18 protein-coding genes and 1 pseudogene are annotated in these 18629 nt (G+C 69.2%); 9 read left to right on the forward strand and 10 right to left on the reverse strand.

The features are described 5' to 3' along the window. From ABD255_RS34225 to mraZ, 4 genes and pseudogenes are all read right to left on the reverse strand, one after another. A pseudogene (locus ABD255_RS34225) lies at positions 1 to 456 on the reverse strand (hypothetical protein); the annotation flags it as partial. 4 nt (positions 457 to 460) lie between these two features. Then, complete coding sequence (gene ftsL, locus ABD255_RS34230; protein WP_344220919.1) at positions 461 to 1090, reverse strand: cell division protein FtsL; 630 nt, start codon at positions 1088 to 1090, stop codon at positions 461 to 463. After that, positions 1090 to 2070: a 16S rRNA (cytosine(1402)-N(4))-methyltransferase RsmH gene (gene rsmH / locus ABD255_RS34235; RefSeq protein ID WP_344220920.1), complete on the reverse strand. Its 981-nt coding sequence runs from the start codon at positions 2068 to 2070 to the stop codon at positions 1090 to 1092. The genes ftsL and rsmH overlap by 1 nt, the downstream gene beginning before the upstream one ends. A gap of 338 nt (positions 2071 to 2408) precedes the next feature. After that, complete coding sequence (gene mraZ / locus ABD255_RS34240) at positions 2409 to 2840, reverse strand: division/cell wall cluster transcriptional repressor MraZ (RefSeq protein WP_344220921.1); 432 nt, start codon at positions 2838 to 2840, stop codon at positions 2409 to 2411. 304 nt (positions 2841 to 3144) lie between these two features. On the opposite strand from mraZ, the gene ABD255_RS34245 reads away from it, so the two are divergent. Genes ABD255_RS34245 through ABD255_RS34255 form a run of 3 tightly spaced genes read left to right on the forward strand, consistent with a single transcriptional unit; the run spans position 3145 to position 7786 of the window. Then, on the forward strand, positions 3145 to 4098 hold the full coding sequence (locus tag ABD255_RS34245; RefSeq protein WP_344221043.1) for an AAA family ATPase: 954 nt from the start codon (positions 3145 to 3147) through the stop codon (positions 4096 to 4098). A 3-nt stretch (positions 4099 to 4101) separates the two neighbouring features. Further along, positions 4102 to 5388 carry a DUF58 domain-containing protein gene (locus ABD255_RS34250; RefSeq protein ID WP_344220922.1) on the forward strand — a complete coding sequence of 429 codons (1287 nt, stop codon included), beginning with the start codon at positions 4102 to 4104 and terminating at the stop codon, positions 5386 to 5388. A 34-nt stretch (positions 5389 to 5422) separates the two neighbouring features. Beyond that, positions 5423 to 7786, forward strand: coding sequence for a transglutaminase TgpA family protein (locus tag ABD255_RS34255; protein WP_344220923.1), 2364 nt, complete (start codon positions 5423 to 5425; stop codon positions 7784 to 7786). Between the two features lie 367 nt (positions 7787 to 8153). On the opposite strand, the gene ABD255_RS34260 is transcribed toward ABD255_RS34255, so the two are convergent. The 4 genes from ABD255_RS34260 to ABD255_RS34275 form a co-directional block, all read right to left on the reverse strand. Further along, positions 8154 to 8657: a DUF3040 domain-containing protein gene (locus ABD255_RS34260; protein ID WP_344220924.1), complete on the reverse strand. Its 504-nt coding sequence runs from the start codon at positions 8655 to 8657 to the stop codon at positions 8154 to 8156. Positions 8658 to 9071: 414 nt separating this feature from the next. Beyond that, positions 9072 to 9818 carry a class I SAM-dependent methyltransferase gene (locus tag ABD255_RS34265; RefSeq protein WP_344220925.1) on the reverse strand — a complete coding sequence of 249 codons (747 nt, stop codon included), beginning with the start codon at positions 9816 to 9818 and terminating at the stop codon, positions 9072 to 9074. 219 nt (positions 9819 to 10037) lie between these two features. Beyond that, the gene (locus tag ABD255_RS34270) at positions 10038 to 10514 is read right to left on the reverse strand and encodes an SAV_6107 family HEPN domain-containing protein (protein ID WP_344220926.1); all 477 of its coding nucleotides are present in this window, start codon (positions 10512 to 10514) and stop codon (positions 10038 to 10040) included. After that, positions 10511 to 10951: a DUF6504 family protein gene (locus ABD255_RS34275; protein WP_344220927.1), complete on the reverse strand. Its 441-nt coding sequence runs from the start codon at positions 10949 to 10951 to the stop codon at positions 10511 to 10513. Before ABD255_RS34275 ends, ABD255_RS34270 begins: the two co-directional genes overlap by 4 nt. Positions 10952 to 11240: 289 nt before the next feature. Here ABD255_RS34275 and ABD255_RS34280 point away from each other — a divergent pair, with 289 nt between their 5' ends. The 4 genes from ABD255_RS34280 to ABD255_RS34295 all read left to right on the forward strand — a co-directional run bounded on the left by ABD255_RS34280 (position 11241) and on the right by ABD255_RS34295 (position 13787). Further along, positions 11241 to 11870 (forward strand): DM13 domain-containing protein, encoded by a 630-nt coding sequence (locus tag ABD255_RS34280; RefSeq protein WP_344220928.1) that lies wholly within the window; start codon positions 11241 to 11243, stop codon positions 11868 to 11870. 47 nt (positions 11871 to 11917) lie between these two features. After that, the gene (locus ABD255_RS34285; protein WP_344220930.1) at positions 11918 to 12943 is read left to right on the forward strand and encodes a DUF4037 domain-containing protein; all 1026 of its coding nucleotides are present in this window, start codon (positions 11918 to 11920) and stop codon (positions 12941 to 12943) included. A gap of 11 nt (positions 12944 to 12954) precedes the next feature. Continuing rightward, positions 12955 to 13425, forward strand: a complete 471-nt coding sequence (locus ABD255_RS34290; RefSeq protein WP_344220931.1) for a YbaK/EbsC family protein — start codon at positions 12955 to 12957, stop codon at positions 13423 to 13425. Between the two features lie 80 nt (positions 13426 to 13505). Beyond that, positions 13506 to 13787, forward strand: a complete 282-nt coding sequence (locus ABD255_RS34295) for a DUF1905 domain-containing protein (RefSeq protein ID WP_344220932.1) — start codon at positions 13506 to 13508, stop codon at positions 13785 to 13787. An 8-nt stretch (positions 13788 to 13795) separates the two neighbouring features. Here the strand turns inward: ABD255_RS34295 and ABD255_RS34300 are convergent, their stop codons facing one another. Continuing rightward, a complete protein-coding gene (locus ABD255_RS34300; protein ID WP_344220933.1) occupies positions 13796 to 14536 on the reverse strand; it encodes a nucleotidyltransferase domain-containing protein in 741 nt (246 codons plus the stop codon). Positions 14537 to 14545: 9 nt separating this feature from the next. Next, entirely contained in the window at positions 14546 to 16468 is a 1923-nt protein-coding gene (locus ABD255_RS34305) for an N-acetylmuramoyl-L-alanine amidase (RefSeq protein WP_344220934.1), read from the reverse strand. Between the two features lie 142 nt (positions 16469 to 16610). Here ABD255_RS34305 and ABD255_RS34310 point away from each other — a divergent pair, with 142 nt between their 5' ends. Together ABD255_RS34310 and ABD255_RS34315 are read left to right on the forward strand one after the other, a co-directional pair. Then, a complete protein-coding gene (locus ABD255_RS34310; protein ID WP_344220935.1) occupies positions 16611 to 17222 on the forward strand; it encodes a DUF4126 domain-containing protein in 612 nt (203 codons plus the stop codon). Next, complete coding sequence (locus ABD255_RS34315) at positions 17222 to 18529, forward strand: phytoene desaturase family protein (protein ID WP_344220936.1); 1308 nt, start codon at positions 17222 to 17224, stop codon at positions 18527 to 18529. Before ABD255_RS34310 ends, ABD255_RS34315 begins: the two co-directional genes overlap by 1 nt. Positions 18530 to 18629: the final 100 nt, after the last annotated feature.

Consider the following 18629-nt stretch of genomic DNA (forward strand, 5'->3'; position numbering starts at 1 on the left):
CTTCGCCGGCGCGCCGGCGCCGCCGCGGCGCGGCGAATCGCCAGCGCTCTTGCGCGGCGCGGCGCCTCTGGCACCCGTCTTGCCGGCTTCGCTTGTCTTCCGTCCTCCAGCTGCGGACTTGCGAGGCTCTCCCGTGGCCTTGCGGGGTCCGGCTGCTTTGCGGGGCCGTGGTTCGCCTGCGCGGGCGTCGTCTGCGCGGGGTATGCGGGCCCAGGGAGCTTTGCGGGGCTCGTCGGCGGGTGGGGGCTTGCGGGCGTTGCCGCGGGGAGCCGCCTTCTTGGCTTCGCCTGGGGGCTTGCGGCCTTCGCCGGTGCGTGGCTTGCTGGGACGCTGAGCACCGGAGCGGGTGCTGTCCGTAGCGGACGGACGGCGAGACGGGTTCTTCCGGCGCGGGTCTCCCCGGTCCGGCTCACCGCCACGCCTGCGTGGCGGTTCGTTGTCCCGTCTGTCCGTCATCCGCTCATCCCCCGGTTGTCGTGTTCGCCTGCGCCCCTGTCGAGGCCCGCGTGTTCGCGGGCGGCTTGGTGGTCGCCCCCGGCTTCGGCGTCACCGGCTTGTTCGTGGCCACCGGCGGCTTCACGGGCGTCTTCACCGCCGGCTTCACTGCCGGCTTGACCGGCGGCTTGGGAACCACCGGAGTGGACGGCGTCAGCCCGGTCGGCGTTCCCGGCCCGAACATCGCCGTACCGGTTCCGGCCTTGCCCTCCGCGGGCACGCCGAGCACCCGACCGTCGGACAGCCGCAGGAACACCGGGTTCGGGTTCGGCACCATGCCCATCTTCAGCGAGCGGTCGGCCAGGTTCTGCGGCGACTCGAGCGTGCGGACCTGCCGCTCCAACTGCTCCTGCTGGTCGCGCAACTGGTTGGCCTGCGCGTTCAGCTTCGTCACCTCGAACGTGCCCCGCTGCAGCTCGGTGTTGAGCAGCAGCAGGCCGACCAGGCCGGCCGCGAGCAGCGCCACCACGAAGATGACGAACGGCATCCGCGGCGGCCGGAACGGCGCGCCGTAGACGACTCTGAGCTTCGGCTCCGCCTTGACCGCCGGCGCCGGCGTGACGCGCGCCTTCGACGGACTGAACACTGTGCTCATCAGGCCACCAAGCCCTTCTCGCGAACGCGTTCGGCCGCCCGAACCCGGACCGAGGCGGAGCGCGGGTTCTCCGCCAGCTCCTCGTCGGTCGGGCGCTCGGCACCCCGCGTCAGCAGCTTCAGATACGGCTCGTGACCGGCCGGAATCACCGGCAGGTCGTCGGGCACGTCGGACTTGGTCGCGGCCGCCAGTGTCTGCTTGGCGATCCGGTCTTCCAGCGACTGGTAGCTCATGATCACGATCCGGCCGTGCAGCGCGAGCGACGCAACCGCGGCGGGCAGGGCGCGCCGCAGTACCTCGAGCTCGCCGTTGACCTCGATCCGCAGCGCCTGGAAGGTCCGCTTGGCCGGGTGTCCCCCGGTCCGGCGGGCCGCCTGCGGGATCGCGTCGCGGACCAGTTCGGACAGCCGGGCGCTGGTCGTGAACGGCTCGACCTCGCGGGCCTTGACGATCCGGTCCGCGATCCGGCGGGAGAACTTCTCCTCGCCGTACTGGAACAGGATCCGGGCCAGGTCGGCCGCGCTGTAGGTGTTCAGGATGTCGGCGGCCGTCGTCGGCGCGGTGCTGTCCATCCGCATGTCCAGCGGCGCGTCCTGCGCGTAGGCGAAGCCGCGGTCGGCCTCGTCCAACTGCATCGAGGACACGCCCAGGTCGAAGAGGATGCCGTCGATCGCGGGGATGCCGAGGTCCTCGAGCACGCGCGGCAGTTCGTCGTACACGGCGTGCACGAGGGTGATCCGTTCGGCGTACGGCGCCAGTCGCGCGCCGGCCAGGCGGAGCGCCTCGGGGTCGCGGTCGAGCCCGATCAGGCGGGCCTGCGGGCACTGCTCCAGGAACGCCTCGGCGTGTCCCCCCAGACCGAGCGTGGCATCGACGAGAACGGCACCGGGGTGCTGGAGCGCGGGAGCCAGAAGGGCGACGACGCGATCGAGCATGACGGGGACATGGCGTCCCTGCGCACCTCGCTCTGCACCGTCCATCTCGACCCTTCCATAGCCGCGGGAGCGACCCTGCCCCCGCGGGTTCTCGACTGCTGTCCAGCTGTGTTGCGACTGCCGGTCGTGCTCGTGCGGGGGCGGGGTGGTGCGGTGTGGAAGGCCGGTTGGACCGTCCGGTGGAGCGAAGTGGAGCAGCCGGCCGAGCTCCGCGGGTGCGAAAGTCGTCCGGTCAGATCGCGGGTACGCCCTCCGGGGAAGTACCTGCGGTCTTGGCGCCGGGGAAGTGGCGCCAACACCCAGGTCGGAAGTCGGACCCGTGATCTCACCGGACGCCCGGTGCGCTCGCAGGTCGTGCTCGGTCCTGTACTGCTCCGCTGTGCTCAGAAGATGCCGGGCAGGACCTCCTCGGACAGGTCGGCGAATGCCTGCTCCTGCTCCGCGGAGTACCTCTTCCAGTTCTCCGTGTTCCAGATCTCCACCCTGTTCATCGCCCCGATGACGACGCAGTCGCGATCCAGTCCGGCGTAATCGCGCAGCATCGGCGGGATGGTGACCCGGCCTTGCTTGTCCGGCACCTCGTTGGAGGCTCCGGCGAACAACATCCGCAGGTAGTCGCGGGCGCCCTTGTTCGTGATCGGCGCCTGCTTCAGCTGCTCGGTCAGTTGGACGAACTCGCTTTCGGGCCACACGAACAGCGACCGCTCCTGTCCGCGGGTGATCACCAGACCCTCGGCAAGTTCTTCGCGGAACTTGGCAGGTAGAAACAGCCGGCCCTTGTCGTCGAGCTTGGGGAAGTGAGTTCCGAGGAACACGCTCCACCTCCCCGTTGCGGACTCTCCGTCTCAGGTCGAGCTTGTTGTCCACCATTTCAGTACCACTGCGCTCCACCTTACTCCACTTTGCCCCACCGTCAACCAAATTGGGCCCGTTTCGCTCCCCCGTACGCTGGAGGTCACAAATCGGCAACTGCGGGTGAGGGCGTTTTCCATGAACTCCGAAACGACTGGTAACGAAACGCGCGGAGATCTAGGCCCGACCCCTGGGCCGGGTCAGAATGATTCGGCCATCAACCAATGGGGAGGACCAAGGGTGAGCACCACCGCGACCAGCTCGGCCATGGATTTCGACGAGCTGACAGAGGTGGCGGGACGGGTCCGCCAAGCCATCGAGACTGTGATCGAGGGCAAACCCGATGTGGTCGAAGTAGCCGTCACCGTGCTGCTGGCCGAAGGACATCTACTGATCGAGGACGTGCCGGGCGTCGGCAAGACGATGCTGGCCAAGGCACTGGCCCGGTCCATCGACTGCACCGTGCGCCGGATCCAGTTCACGCCGGACCTGCTGCCGTCGGACATCACCGGCGTGTCGGTCTTCAACCAGGAGGTCCGCGACTTCGAGTTCAAGCCCGGCGCGGTGTTCGCGAACATCGTCGTCGGTGACGAGATCAACCGCGCCTCGCCGAAGACCCAGGCCGCGCTGCTGGAGTCGATGGAGGAGCGCCAGGTCACCGTCGACACCACGACGTACCAGCTCGAGGCGCCGTTCATGGTCATCGCGACCCAGAACCCGATCGAGATGGAGGGCACCTATCCCCTCCCCGAGGCCCAGCGCGACCGCTTCATGGCCCGGCTGTCGATGGGCTACCCGGAGCCGGCCGCCGAGCTGCGGATGCTCGACGGGCACGCCGCCGCCGAGCCGCTGGACACCCTCCAGCCGGTCACCGACGGGCAGCAGATCCTTCGGCTGGTGAAGACCGTGCACTCGGTGCACGTGTCGGAGTCGGTGAAGGAGTACGCCGTCGCCCTGGTCGGCGCCACCCGGCGTTCGCAGGAGCTGCGGCTGGGCGCCAGCCCGCGAGCCACGCTGCACCTGATCCGGGCCGCCCGGGCCGCTGCCGCGCTCGACTCGCGGGAGTTCGTGCTGCCGGACGACATCCAGGAGCTCGCCGTACCGGTACTTGCCCACCGCGTACTCCCGGCCGCCGAGGCGCACCTGGGCGGGCGTGGATCTGCCGACATCATCTCCGGGCTCGTGGCCTCGGTGCCGCTGCCCCGCACACGTCGGGACTGAGACATGCGGCAGGCACTGCGCGGACTGACCACCCGGGGGCGGGCGTTCGTCGCAGCCGGTATCACTGCTTCCTTGTGTGCGTTGCTGCTCGGTCAGAAGGACCTGCTGCGCGTCGGCATCCTCCTGATCGCGCTGCCGGTCGTGGCGGCGCTGGTCGTCGGCCGGACCCGGCTGCGCCTGCAGGTCAGGCGCAGCCTCGCTCCGGACCAGGTGCCGGTCGGCACCCAGGCCACGGTCGAGCTGGCCCTGACCAACCAGGGCCGCATGCCCGCAGGACTCCTGCTGCTGGAAGACCGCATTCCTTATGTACTGGGCCACCGGCCGCGGTTCGTGGTCGACCGCGTCAGCCCCAACTGGCGGCGTACGGTCACTTATCCGGTGAAGTCGGATGTGCGCGGCCTGTTCCAGGTCGGCCCGTTGATGCTGACTGTGGCCGACCCGTTCGGGCTGGTGGAGACCAGTCGCACCTTCACCCGTAGCCAGCACCTGCTCGTGACGCCGCGGGTGTACCAACTGCCCGAGGTTCGGCTCGGCGCGGACCGGGCCGGCTCCGGCGAGAACCGGCCGCGCGCGATCGCCTCCGCCGGTGAAGAGGACGCGACCGTCCGGGAGTACCGCGACGGCGACGACCTGCGCCGGGTGCACTGGCGGTCGACGGCGCGCCGCGGTTCGCTGATGGTCCGCCGCGAGGAGCAGCCCTGGCAGAGCAGGTGCGCGATCTTCCTCGACGCGCGCACCATGTCGCACCACGGGCACGGTCCGTCGTCCAGCCTCGAGTGGGCCGTCAGCGCGGCCGCCTCGGTCGGCGCGGACCGGATTCGCCGTGGCTACGTGACCACCTTCCTGGGTGGCCCGACCACCCTGTCGGCAATCAGTCACCGCAGTTCCACCGCTGTCCACCAGCCGCTCACCAGCCAGCAGTTGCTGACGGAGTGCGCGACGGTGGAAGAGCACAAGTACTCCGAGATCGGCCCGCTGCTGACCGTCGACCGGCACATCCAGGAGCCGAGCCTGGTGGTCGCGATCATCGGCGCCTGCAACTCCGACGACATCACCTCGCTGAACCGCTGGCGCACCAGCCAGGCGACCGGCGTGGCCCTCTTGCTCGATGCGGCAAGCTGGGCAGTAGGTGCGGAAGGAACCGAGAAGGCCGCCCGGCTGGCCGCCCAGACCGAAGCGACCGAGAACGAACTGCGCCGCAACGGCTGGCGGGTCGCCAGAGTGCAGCGCGGAGACCATCTCCCCACCGTGTGGTCCACCCTGGGACTACGGAGCGGAAGGATCGCATGACTGTGCCAATGGCCGGGCAAGGTCGGGTGGCCCGATGACCGGCCACGTGAGGATCTCGATCGCGGCCTGGGTCGCGACGGTGCTGGGCGCACTGGTGCTCACCCCGGTGTTCTCCGGCGGCTTCCTCTTCATCAGCGCTTTCCTGTGCGCGGCGGTCACCGGAGTCGGGATCCTGCTGCAGAACTGGCGCGCCCCGCGCTTCGTCGTACCGGTGGTCCAGCTCGCCGTCCTGGTCGAGCTGATCTCGCTGGGCTTCCTGCGGGAGACCCTGCGGTACGGCGTGGTGCCGTGGCGCGAGACCGTCATCGCGTTCAACGACCAGATGGTCAACGCGATGGACTCGATCAACCGCTTCAGCGCTCCCCTGCCGCAGGACGAGCACCTGACGTTGTTCGCGTCTGCTGTGATCGCTGCTGCCGGACTGCTGATCCACGTGGTCGCAGTACAGCTTCGTCAGGCGGCCTGGGCCGGTCTGCTGTTGCTGACGATGTACACGGTGCCCGCCGCGACCGTGCACGGCGGGCTGCCGGCGCTGCTGTTCATCCCGCCGGCCGTTGGCTACATCGTGCTGCTGTCGGCCGAAGGACGGACCAGGCTCAGCCGGTGGGGACGCCGCATCTCTGGCGTCTCGCATCTGGACGCGGCGGAGCCGATCGAGGCCTCGGCGCTCGGTCAGGCCGGCCGCCGGATCGGCCTCACCGTTGTCGCCCTGGCCGCGCTGCTTCCCGCGCTGCTGCCCTCGCTGCCCGAAGGAGTGATCGGGAACGGCCTGGCCGGCAGTGGGACCGGTACCGGCATCGGCGCGACGATCACGGCAAGCGACCCCATGCTGGACATGGGCAAGAACCTGAAGCGCGGCGACAACGTCACCGCCCTCACCTACACCGGCGGCCCGGCCGACGGCACGTACTTGCGGCTGACCGCGCTCGACCTGTTCGACGGCAACACCTGGCGGATTTCCCCGCGCACAGAGGGCCGCAGGATCGGCGACGACGCGCTCAGTCCGCCGCCGGGATTCACCGGCGACCTGAGCCAGGTCCCGCAGACCAAGTTGAAGGTCGAGGTCAGCCGGAACTTCCGTTCCCAGTTCGCCCCGGTGCCGTATCCGCTGCGGTCGATCTCGCTGAAGAAGAACTGGCGGTACGACGGGACCGCGCTGGACGTGGTCTCCTCCAACGGCCAGGTCGTCGGCGGCCAGGACTACAGCCTCACGGCGTACGAACTGAAGCCGACCTCGCAGCAACTGAACGACAGCGTCCCCGGCGGCGAGCCCGACCAGTACACCAGTCAGGTGCCGGGCCGGACTCCCCGAGGGATCAGGGAGAAGGCGAACGAGGTCACCGCCGGCTCCAACGGCAACCATCTCGTGATGGCCAGCAAGCTGCAGGACTGGTTCCGCTCCGGCGAGTTCACCTACAGCACGGCGACCAGCGGCCAGAGCGGGATGCGGGCGCTGAACCAGTTCCTGCTCGATAACAAGACCGGGTACTGCGAACAGTTCGCCACCGGCATGGCGTTGATGGCGCGCATCCTCGGCATCCCCGCCCGGGTCGCGATCGGATTCCTCCCCGGCCAGCCGGGCGAGGACGGCGAGCGCGTCGTGCGGATGCACGACATGCATGCCTGGCCCGAACTGTTCTTCTCCGGAGTCGGCTGGGTCCGGTTCGAGCCGACCCCGTCGGCCCGGGTCGCGACCACCCCGAACTGGACCTCCCCGGTCGCACCGGGCACCAACACCCCGACCACCGTTCCCAGCACGGCACCGACCAACCCGGGCGCCACCGACAGCCCCAGCACCGCCGGGCCGCTGGGCCCGCGCAACCTGCCCGACGAAACCGGCCTCGGCCCGGTCAACGGCGGCAACTGGTTCACCAACGGCGGCGGCAAGGCGATCGGCATCAGCGCCGGAGTCATCCTGCTGCTCGGCGTCCCGTGGCTGGTCCGCACGCTGACCCGCCGCCGGCGTTTCGCCCGGCCGCCGGGTCGGCTCGGTGTCGAAGGTCTGTGGGCGGAGGTCCGCGACACCGCACGCGACGTCGGCCTCGACTGGTCGGAAACCGCCACCCCACGCCAACTCGGCGAGTGGCTGGTCACAAAGGTCCCCGCCGACAACGCGCCCCAGGCTCTCCGCCTGGCCCGAGGCATCGAATCAACCCGGTACGCCGGTTTGTCCGCGGACCTAGACCTTCGCACAGAAGCAGAAGCAGTCCGCAAGGCCCTATGGAGCCAAGCCAAGCTAACCCGCCGCTGGCGAGCCCGCCTGATGCCCCCGTCCTGGCGCTGGTACCTGAACCGAGGCAGCGCAGAGGCCACGGATCTGTTGGACGAGTTCGACCTCTTGCTGGCCCGAATCCGCTCAGCCCTACTGCCTAACCGGAGCAGCCGCCCAACCAGCTAGCCGCACATAGGAACCGCCGCCCGGAGTACTCCGCGGGCGGCGGTTCTTCACGTCCACGGCCCTTGCCGCAGGCCAACGCAACCAACAGAAACCGAAGTCACCACCAGCACCACGCAGCTGCGCTCCCCTGCCCGACCGCAGCCCCGCCAACGCCGGCGCTCCCCCGGAAGCGCGCCAGCGCGTTGGCGACTGCGCCGGTGGTGCTCATCGCCCGGCGCCCGTAGCAGCGGCAGCGGCAGCGGCAGCGGCAGCGGCAGCGGCAGCGGCAGCGGCAGCGGCAGCGGGTGGAGTACAAAGCAGAACCACACCCGGCTCGTGGCGTGGGTGTGGTTCGGGGGTTCTCAGCCGAACGGGGCCGGCTGGGTGCTCAGATGTCTTCGTCGCGGCGGCGACGCCAGCGGTCCTCCATCCGCTCCATGAAACTGCCGGACGAGTCGTGCTTGGTCCGGTGCTTCTTGGACGGCGGCGGAGGCGGCGGCATGTCGTCACCATCACTGGCGTTGCTGATCCGCTTCATGCTCAGCGCAGCGATGTAGAGACAGGCAACCATCACCACGAAGCCGATGACTCCGATGATGGTGTTCGGGATGATCGCGCCGGTCATCAATACGACGATGCCCAGCACGAATCCAACGCCGGCAAGCACTGCCCGGCGCTTGTAGTACAAGCGCACATTTGTCCCTCGCATGGCGGAGACGAACTTCGGGTCTTCCGCAGCGAGGGCACGTTCGAGCTGCTCGAACTGGCGCTGCTCTTCTTCCGAGAGGGGCACCGTCGATCCCTCCATGGTGAGCGCGATCTCGATAGGCCGAGTCCAGTCTAGGCCGCCCATGCGGTCCACGAAACCCTGACCGCCTGTCCCGCGCGTCACGGTCCGGCAACTCCACCCTGTAACCACGCTGAACAGTCCCGTTTTCCACCTCCCACCAGCACCTTCCCCGGCGTGTCGCAACCTCCCGGCACCTCACCCACCACAGCCAGTAACCACCATTTGCACAACCTTCATCTCGCCCGTCGAAGGCGGCGCCCACCAAGCACCAAACACCCCAGCGCCCGCAACACCACCAAACCTCCGCAAAGCACTCTGTACTACGCGCTTCAGTCTCCGAAGGCGGAGCGAGCTGACCGGTGGGCACACCAGCTCGCCGTCGGCCCAGACGCCGGCGTATGAGGCGAATCGCACTGCGGCTGTCGAGCACCAACGGCAAACTGCCGGAGGTGCCCGTGACGGCGCTGCCGGAGGTGAGCGTGGCGGCGGTGCCGGTGGTGGTTGGTGCCGGGTGGTTTAGCGGGTGGCGAGGATGTGGAGTTGGGGGGCCATGGCTCGGAAGGCCGGGTGTTGGCTGGCGGCGCGTTCTAGTTCGGCTAGGGCTTCTGGGGCGCCTGGTTCGGAGTCGACTACGGCGGCGGGGACCAGGTCGGCGAAGGTGCGGACGCCGTGGACGGTGTGGACCATGAAGCCGGCTTCGGCGAGTTGCGCGATGATGCCGGCCTCGTCGAAGCGGCGGGGCATCGGGTCGGCTGGACCCCAGCGGCCGTCGGCGTCCTGCAGCGCGACGCGCGCCTCGGCCAAGTGACCCGCTAACGCGCGGGCCAGGACCACAGCGTTGCGTTGGGCAACCAACAGGCTCAGCACGCCGCCTTCTCGTAGTACTGACGCCATTGCCTGCAGCGCCTGGGCGGGGTCGTCGACGACCTCGAGGACTCCGTGGCAGAGAACGGCGTCAGCACTCGACTCCCCCGCCAGCCCGGGGAGTTCGGCGGCGTCGCCCTGGACGCCGCGGACGAGTTTGCTCACGCCCTCATCACTCGCCCGTCGCTCCAGCGAGGCAAGAGCGTCGGGGCTGGGGTCGACCACGGTGACGCGGTGCCCCTCGACGGCCAGCGGTACCGCGAACCCACCGGTGCCACCACCGAGGTCGACGATGTCGAGACCTACTCCCGGGTCGATCCGCGCCCGTCCCGCAAGCGCCACCCGCAGCGCCTCGGCGACCAGCGCCGTACGTACCGAGCGTCGACGTCGGTCGACCATCAGAATGCCCTCCTCGACTCCACCATCCGCTGCGACCACACCCTACTTCCCACCCACTCCCCACCTCGCCATCCGCTCGGCCGAGGAGGTACCAACCCGCGCCGGAGGGCCGCGGTTGGTCGGTGTTCAGCATTCTTTGTGTGGCGATCAGACGGAATTTTCGTGGGGTCACCAGCCGGGCGAAGGCACCGGAGGATCAAGCCGTCGCGGAAGAACTCGTCAGCTGGCTTGCATCCAGGGTTGGGCTAGGACTGATTGGGGGTTGGAGGCGTCGGGGAGGACTGCCTGGTGGGGGGCTAGGTGGAGGCTGGACTCGACCAGGGCGTAGAAGGTTTCTACGGCGCGGACCAGGTCGTCGGCCTCGCGGGTGGTGACGGCTCGTTCCAGGCCTGCTTCGGCGGCGGCACGTTGGGTGGCGCCGGCGGCGAAGAAGCTAGCCCATTCGCCGAACTCGGGGGCCACCTCGGAGAGGAGGACCCAGGCGTTGCGCTGGACGCGGCGGCGCGGGCCTGAGCGCACCGGGCGGGCCCGGACGGCGAGGACCGCGGCGGCGATCCGTAGCGCTGCCACGTGGGCGCTCGAGTAGCGGATCAGGTGGTCGTCGGCCTCGCGGGCCTCGGCCAGCGCGGCGCGGGCCCGGGAAAGATCGCGGCTGGCCGAGCCTGCGGCCGCCGGGGACACCGGGGAAACTGTCATCGGTCCGTCACCCTCTCCAACTGCCAGCGTCCGGAGTCCGGGTCGTGCGCGAGATCGAACATCTCCCGCCGACCGTGCCGGCCGCACCCCGCCTCTACCCGGAAGACCGCCCGCTGCGGTCCCCAGTCGGCGTCCAGCACTCCGACGGCCGCGGAGGAACCCGCGACAGCCGTCGCGGTCGCCGCGCCGACGCCGGAGCCGATCACGCCGCGCTCCCACCAGGCCGCGGTCTCCACCCACTGCGCCTCGATCGAGCACACCCGCCACAACCGGCCGCGCCACAGGAACTGCTCTGGAGTCGCGATGCCGTCCACGACGCCTGAACGCACCTCAACGGCTTCGTCGAACTCCCACATGCTGCCTCGCCTCCTGTGCACGAACTTCTTCCCCTGGTCAGCGGCCCGGTGGGTGAGCGCCAGGTGGGGGTCGAGGTCCACCACGGCGCCCGGCCCACCGGGACCACTGGTTTTCGATGCGGCCGCAACTCCGCACCGAAGTCCTTCAGTTGTGCCGATCGCCTGCCACCGGTCTCCCGACGAGCCCGGAGCTTCGGCAATCGAACATCTGTTCGAACACTGGAAGCGTAACCCTGGCCGCCGACAAACGTCAACGGGCCGTAAGGCTGGAACGGCCCGCTCGCGGCCCTGCCGCGGCCAGACTGATCCCATCGCCCGGATCGGCCCGCCGAACAGCCGACGGTCCGGGCCGACCGACTGGAGGAGATCGATGCCCGCACCCACCCGCCGCACCCTGGTCGTCGCCGCGGTGGCGGTCGCCGCCGTGGTCGCGGCCGTCGCGCTGCCGCTGTTCCAGCCCTGGCGGCTCGTCACCGACAAGGTCGTCGACGAGGCGCTGCCGGGCACCGATCCGATCTCCATGACCACATCCTCGTCGCCGCCACCGACAATTTCCGGCGAGCCCACGGCCACCCCCTCGGCGCCCGCACCCACGACGTCCGCCACGCCGCCACAGACCTCCAAACCTCCGCAGACGCAGGCCGGACCTGTACGGCTCGCCACCGGCACCTTCATCAGCCACGAGCACGGCACCGCCGGCACGGTGTCGATCGTCCGCCTGCCCGACGGCTCGCGGCTGCTGCGGCTGGAAGGCCTCGACACCTCCGACGGCCCCGATCTGAAGGTCTGGCTGACCGACGCCCGAGTGCTCGAAGGCAAGGCCGGCTGGCACGTCTTCGACGACGGCAAGTACCGCAACCTCGGTGATCTCAAGGGCAACCGCGGCAACCAGAACTACGCCATCCCGGCCGGCCTCGACCTCGCCGCCTTCCGCAGCGTGTCGATCTGGTGCGACCGTTTCAACGTCTCCTTCGGCGCCGCCGAACTGACGAAGGCCTGAGGAAAACCGGATGTGAGCGGCCGACCGCGCGAACTAGGGTCGGCCGCATGGCAGCAGACTTCGTCTCCGCGCGAGACCTCAGCGCGGGCTTCCACGACGAAGTGATCCACCCGCTGGTGGCCGGAACTCCGCACGCGGCAGGCCTGCTGGGCTGGGGCTCCGACGTCCTCGGCTACGACACGGCCCGGTCGATGGACCACGGCTGGGGCCCGCGACTGCATATCTTCGTCGATGCAGACGAGGTCGGCAGAGTCGCCAGGGCCATCGATAACGGCCTCCCCGGCGAGTGCCGCGGACATCCCGTGCGCTTCGGCTCCGACATCCAGGAGCCGGTCCACCACATCACCGTGACCACGGTCGAGGCGTGGCTGCAGGACGACGTGGGCCTCAGCACCGCAGACCTGTCGCTCGCGGACTGGTTGATCACGCCACAGCAGAAGCTGCTGGGCATCACCGCTGGCCGCGTGTACGCCGATGACGGCCGACTGCAACCCATCCGCGACGCCCTGAACTGGTACCCCGACGACCTGTGGACCTGGATGCTCGCCTGCCAGTGGTCCCGGATCGAGCATGAAGAGGCGTTCGTGCAGCGCACGGCCGAGGTCGGGGATGAGCTCGGCTCGCGTGTCGTCGCAGCACGCCTGACCCGCGACCTGATGCGACTGGCCCTGCTGATGGACCGCACCTACGCGCCGTACACAAAATGGCTCGGTACTGCGTTCGCCCGGCTCGACCACGCGGACGGGCTGGACCACGACCTGGCGGAGGTGGTCGGCGCGGACAAGCTGGTGGATCGCGAGCGCGCCCTCGTGACGGCGTACGGGAAGGTGGCGCGGCGGCACAACGCGCTCGGGATCACCGAGGCCCTGGATCCCGAGCCCAGGCAGTTCCACGACCGGCCGGCGCTGGTGATCGGTGCGGACCGGTTCGTGGCGGCCCTGATGGCGAAGGTGCGGGAGCCGCGACTGACGGAGCTCGCGCGGGTCGGCTCGATCGACCAGTTCACCGACAACACCGATCTGCTCAGCAATCCCAGTGCGTACCGGAAGTTGATCGGTATCTACGAGAAGTAGGGTTTCGAAACGTGAGCACTCATCCCAACGTGAAGCTGGTCGCCGACGCCCTGGCGGCGGCCGGCGCGACCGGCGAGATCCGGATCCTGGACGAGGCGGTCCCGACGGCGGCGGCCGCGGCGGCGGAGCTCGGCTGCGAGGTCGGCGCGATCGCGAACAGCCTGATCTTCGACGGCGACGGCGCGCCCGTTCTCATCCTCACCTCCGGCGCGCACCGGGTGGACACCGCGAAGCTGGCCGCCGAGCTCGGCATCGGCAAGCTCCGCCGCGCGAAGCCCGAATTCGTCAAGGAGCACACCGGCCAGTCGATCGGCGGGGTCGCGCCGGTCGGACATCCGGGCCCGGTGCGAACCCTCGTCGACACCGCGCTCGACCAGTACGCCGTGGTCTGGGCCGCGGCGGGCATCCCCCACTCGGTTTTCCCCACCACGTATGCGGAGCTGCTTCGCGTCACCAACGGCACCCCGGTCACCGTCAACTGAGCGCTGCGATGATTTCGGCGCCCGGCAAGAGTCCTACCTGTCGACCGCCCCACCAGGGGCCGATCGATGGGAGACGACAGATGAAGGTCTCTGGACCGCTGGATGCCGAGTTCACCGCTGAGCTGGAGAAGGACGGGTCGTTCGCCACGTATCTGACCGTGCCCGGCTCCGCTGAACTGCTGGAGACGCGGCGGGCGGTGAAGGTGAGCGGGACGATCGACGGGCATCCGTTCGACGCGACGCTGATGCCGTCGGGCAAAGGCCCGCACTGGCTGCCGCTGCGGGCAGCGCTGTGCAAGGCGATCGGCAAGAGCGAGGCCGGCGAAGAGGTCAAGGTGCACCTCCTCCAAAGGCACACCTGACCGCGGCGTCAGCCGACCAGCTCGCGGATCTGGGTGCGGACGAAAGCGCGGGCCGCGTTGCCGCGCCTGACTCGCCAGAGGGGTGACGTGGCGCTGGGAGTTCCGTAGCGGCGTTGCTCGATGTCGGTGACCACGGCGGTGGGGAAGCCCAGCGACGGCAGCAGGTCCAGCGCGGCCCGCTTGGTGATCAGCCGGCCTTCGCGCAACGTCACACCGGCGCGGGCCACGACGATCGGACCGTGGTCGACCCAGACATCGGTGTACCAAGGCCTTCGCTTGAGGGTCACAGGGAGCCAGAAGTGTTCCAGGTCGTCGCGGACGAAGGCGGCCAGCTCCTCGTCGGTTGTTGCCGGTAGCAAAGAAGAGGGCGGCGGACCGAAGAGCGCGTGGTCGGCAAGGGCCAGTTCGCGCCGGGTGACCGCGGTGACCGGGCGGTCGAAGTACCGGCGTTGGGCCCAGGTCGGGTGGCGCAGGGTTGCGTCGGCGAGCTGATCGACCCGCAGATAGCTGCAATGCAGTTTGTCGGCGAGCGGATTCGCCTTCTCCAGCGAGCGATGCAGCTCCAGCAACGGAGCAGGGTCTGCGATCGGGGCATCGAGCACGGCGACGAGATCTAGGTCGCTGCGGCCGACCTGGTAGTCCCCCAGGACAAGCGATCCATGCACCCACACGGCACGTACGGGCAGGATCTCGCGCAGAGAAAGCGCGAAGCCGTCCAGCAACGGCTGGACGGCTTCGGCTGAGGTCACGCGTACAGGTTAGAAGGCCGGCTTCAGATCCACGTCAGCCGCACGGACGTAGGCCATCCGGTGCCCGAACCAGATCTGGTAGTAGCGGTCCTTGCCGAGCACCTGGACGTGGTCGTTCGGAGGAACGCCGTCGAACGTCACCGCTCGGTAGTAGTCGGTCTCGATGCTGGCGTCGCCTACCGGGTAGGCCTGGCCCTCACCGATCGTGTACTGCAGCGGCGTGACGGTCTGGTACGGAATGGTCGCCGGGTAGGCGGCCTGCTCCGGGTAGGCCCGCCCATAGACCGGCACAGTCGTCTTGCCCGGCTTGGGCTTCACCACGAGGCCCGGCTTGGCAAAGGCGTCCGGAGCCGAGGCAGGGCTCTTGAACCAGCCCTTGGCACCCAGGTACCAAACGGCGACCCAGTCCCCTGACCGCTCAGCCACCACGTACTGCGCACCGGCTGCCGCACGTGCCCCGATGTCCGACACCTGCGTGGTGCTGGCGCTCGAACCAGGCCGCAGCCCGAGGTCCTTCACCAGCGGAGCGGCGTCGTCCGGAGCCTGCCGGAGGTAGACGAAGTTCGAGCCCTGCGGAGTACAGGTGCCGTCGCTGTTGCAGCCGGTGATGACCTGCACGTTGTCGGCGAAGCCGGGCTTGATCGTCACGATGGAGCCGGCCTTGACCGGGAAGACGCTGTGCCCGTAGATCGGCGCCTCCAGCAGGTCGAAGTAACGCTCCCAGTCCCAGTACGGTCCCGGATCCCAGTGCATGCCCGCGACGGTCGTCGGCAGCGTGCCGGGGATCTGGTCGTGGCCGATGATGTGGGCCCGGTCCAGCGGGATGTTGTTCTTGGCGGCCAGGTAGCGGACCAGCCGGGCGGAGTTGCGGTAGAGCGCCTCGGTGTACCAGGTCGCACCCTGGGCCGCGATGCCCTCGTGCTCGATCCCGATGCTGTGCATGTTCACGTACCAGTTGCCCGCGTGCCAGGCGACGTCGTCGGACTTCACGTGCTGCCAGGTGTAGCCGTCGGACGAGCGCATCGTGTACTGCCAGCTCACGTACGTCGGGTCCTGCACCAGGTTGAGGGTGCCCTGCCAGCCGCCCTCGGTGTCGTGAACGATGATGTAGTCGATCTTGCCGGTCTTGGGCCGGTCCGCCAGGTCATGGTTGCCGTAGTCACCCGGAGCAGTCACCTGGTACGGCGCGGGCAGCCACTCACACGCGAGTTGCTTGGGGCACTCGGCACTCTCTGCGGCCGTGACACGAGCAGGACCGGCCGGCAGCGCGGTACGAGCCAGCTGGGCCTTGGCCGGCGTCACCTTCAAAGCAGGCATGACGAGTTGCTGGCCGGTGTTCGTAGTACGGGCAGCGCCCTTCGCCAGGATCGTGTAGACGTCGTCGGCGAAGGCTGCGGCGCTAGTGCGATCGGTGGCCCCGGCGTACGTGCTCACTGCGCCGTACCAGTCCGCTGCGGAGGTGTCGGCGCCTACCGGAAGCTTGAGCGAGCGCTGGTAGTCGGCCAGCAGTGCGGCGCCACCGGCGATGTTGGCGGCGGTGTCGTTCCGCAGCGCGACCGGATCGAGGCCGGTCAGCTTGGCGGCGGTGTAGAGCGTGTTCAGCGACTCGGCCTTCACCTGCTTGGGACCACCCGACAGGTCCACAGACGTCGAGGGGTTCACCGCCGTCAGGTGCATAGGCCCGTAGCCACCAGACGTGCTCGACTTGCCCTGGTGGTCATCCCACCGGGACTCGGCGTACGACACGGCGAGCAGCACAGCCTCCGGTACGCCGTACTGCGCTGAGGCGGCACGGAAGGCCTCGGCGGCGACGCCGGACGGCGAGGGGGTGGCAGCGGCCGCTGGGGGCGGACCGCCGGACGACACGCCGACCACTGTCATGGGCAGCGCTACCGCGGCCAGTGCGGCGAGAATCTTCGGACGACGACGCATGGTTGAATCTCCCTGACCCTGAAAGGGGATATGACGGTCACTCAAGACCGGCAGCCTGTTCACTGTGGGTCGCGGAGATCCGGATGTCAACGGTTTACCAAAACTGGGGCCAATAGGTTCGAGGGTTACGGGGAGCAGGCCGATGGAAGCGTTGCCGTTGGCGTTCACGACCGGCTGGGCGAGCGGCATCAACGCCTACGCCTGCGTGCTGATCCTCGGTCTGCTCGGCCGGTTCGCCGACGTCGACGACGTCCCCACGGCGCTGACCGGCAACGGCGTCCTGATCGCAGCCGGGGTGCTGTTCGCCTTCGAGTTCGTCGCCGACAAGATCCCGTACGTCGACTCGGCCTGGGACGGCATCTCCACGCTGATCCGGCCGACCGTCGGCGCCGTCATCGCGGCGCTGATGTCCGGCGAGGCGAGCACCCTCAACCAGGCGCTGATCGTGACCACCGGCGGCGTCGTCGCGCTGGTCTCGCACCTGGTGAAGTCGAGCCTGCGGCTGGCGATCAACACCTCGCCCGAGCCGGCCAGCAACATCGTCGCCTCCTCCGGCGAGGACATCGCGGTGGCGAGCGTCGTCACGCTCGCCGCGTTCCATCCCACCGCCGCGCTGATCATCGCGGCCGTCCTGCTGCTGCTCGGCCTGATCGCCGTCTACTTCGCGTTCCGCGCGATCCGCCGCGGCCGGGCCAGATTCCGGGCCTGGCGAGAGAAACGAAACAATCCGGCAGCTGGGAGCAGTGCAGTCTGATGGCCCGCGTGATCGTCATCGGGGCCGGCCTCGCCGGTCTCGCCGCCGCTGTACGGCTGGCCAAGCTCGGCCACCAGGTCACCATCTGCGAGAAGGACGACCGCCTCGGCGGCGCCCTCGGCCGGATCGAGGCCGACGGCTTCAGCTGGGACGCCGGAGCAGCCAGTACTACGCTGCCGGCCGCGCTCCGCGATCTGTTCCGCAAGAGCGGCCGCCCGATCGAGAGCCTGGCCCAACTGGAGCCGATCACCGAGCCGCGGCGGCACCTGTTCAGTGACGGCTCCGTGCTCGACCTGGCGGTGAACGACCGCGGCCAGCAAACGGCGGCCTGGACCGACCTGGCCGGGGAGAAGACGGCCCAGCAGTGGACCGCCCTGGTCGACGGCTACGGCGAGACCTGGCAGATTCTGCGGAAGTCCTCGCTCGAGCCGCCGTTGATGGACCGGCTGCCGCTGTCCGCGATCCGGAGCCTCAAGCCCTGGCAGTCCTTGCAGCGCGCCGCCGAGCGCGGCCTCGACGACGAGCGGGCGCGCGCAGTACTGAAGTACTACGCGACGCAGCACGGGTCCGACCCGAAGCTGACGCCGGGGTATGTCGGGGTCTGGTCCTACCTGGAGCGCACGTTCGGCCGCTGGACCATCGACGGCGGCTTCGGCGTACTGGCCGACGCGCTCGCCCAGCGGGCCAGCGAGCGCAAGATCGACATCCACACCGGTACCGAGGTGGTCGGGGTGACGACCGAGGCCGGCGTGGTCAAGGGCGTCCGGCTGGCCGACGGGAAGTCGCTGCCGGCCGAGGTCGTTGTCAGCGACATCGACCCGCGAGACCTCTACGGCCAGCTTGTCGACGACCCGGCGGCCAAGAAGGTCCGCAAGAAGGTCCTGTCCACCCACCAGGCCCAGGCGGCCTATGTGGTTCACCTGGGTTTGAAGGAACCAGTGCCCGCTCTGCCGTTCGAAACCGTCCTACACGGCAACCCGACGGTAGTGGTCCGTGCAGGCGGCCAAGCACCGGCAGGACATCAGGCCTGGTCAGTACTGGTCCACGGCTACCCCACAGACGATGTGATGGATCTCCTAGTGGCCCGTGGCCTCCACATCCGGGACAGAGTCGTCTCCAGGCAGACCTCCTCCTCATGGCTGGCCGGAGTCGCCTGGGAGGGCTACAAGACCGCCCGGCGCCGCGCTGCGAACGTCTCCCCCGTCAAGGGCCTGTACTGCGTCGGCGCGGGCGCCCACCCCGGTACCGGAGTACCCGCGACGACCCTCGGCGCGGCGATCGTCGCGGACGCCGTCGGCAAAGCCTGATACCGGCCTGGGGTCGCGGAGGTCGGCGCACTAAGATTGATCGTTCATGTGTGCCGTGTCGGGGCCGACTCGAAGGTGGGCAGGCCCGGCAGTAGAGAGG

It is taken from the genome of Kribbella sancticallisti, from assembly GCF_039530625.1.
Lineage (GTDB): Bacteria > Actinomycetota > Actinomycetes > Propionibacteriales > Kribbellaceae > Kribbella > Kribbella sancticallisti.

Coding starts and splice junctions, on each gene's coding strand:
- rsmH (WP_344220920.1), bottom strand. CDS start 2,070: ATGGACGGTGCAGAGCGAGGTGCGCAGGGACGCCATGTCCCCGTCATG.
- ABD255_RS34270 (WP_344220926.1), bottom strand. CDS start 10,514: ATGACAGTTTCCCCGGTGTCCCCGGCGGCCGCAGGCTCGGCCAGCCGC.
- ABD255_RS34250 (WP_344220922.1), top strand. CDS start 4,102: ATGCGGCAGGCACTGCGCGGACTGACCACCCGGGGGCGGGCGTTCGTC.
- ABD255_RS34255 (WP_344220923.1), top strand. CDS start 5,423: ATGACCGGCCACGTGAGGATCTCGATCGCGGCCTGGGTCGCGACGGTG.
- ABD255_RS34305 (WP_344220934.1), bottom strand. CDS start 16,468: ATGCGTCGTCGTCCGAAGATTCTCGCCGCACTGGCCGCGGTAGCGCTG.
- ABD255_RS34295 (WP_344220932.1), top strand. CDS start 13,506: ATGAAGGTCTCTGGACCGCTGGATGCCGAGTTCACCGCTGAGCTGGAG.
- ftsL (WP_344220919.1), bottom strand. CDS start 1,090: ATGAGCACAGTGTTCAGTCCGTCGAAGGCGCGCGTCACGCCGGCGCCG.
- ABD255_RS34315 (WP_344220936.1), top strand. CDS start 17,222: ATGGCCCGCGTGATCGTCATCGGGGCCGGCCTCGCCGGTCTCGCCGCC.
- ABD255_RS34265 (WP_344220925.1), bottom strand. CDS start 9,818: ATGGTCGACCGACGTCGACGCTCGGTACGTACGGCGCTGGTCGCCGAG.
- ABD255_RS34310 (WP_344220935.1), top strand. CDS start 16,611: ATGGAAGCGTTGCCGTTGGCGTTCACGACCGGCTGGGCGAGCGGCATC.
- ABD255_RS34285 (WP_344220930.1), top strand. CDS start 11,918: ATGGCAGCAGACTTCGTCTCCGCGCGAGACCTCAGCGCGGGCTTCCAC.
- ABD255_RS34280 (WP_344220928.1), top strand. CDS start 11,241: ATGCCCGCACCCACCCGCCGCACCCTGGTCGTCGCCGCGGTGGCGGTC.
- ABD255_RS34245 (WP_344221043.1), top strand. CDS start 3,145: ATGGATTTCGACGAGCTGACAGAGGTGGCGGGACGGGTCCGCCAAGCC.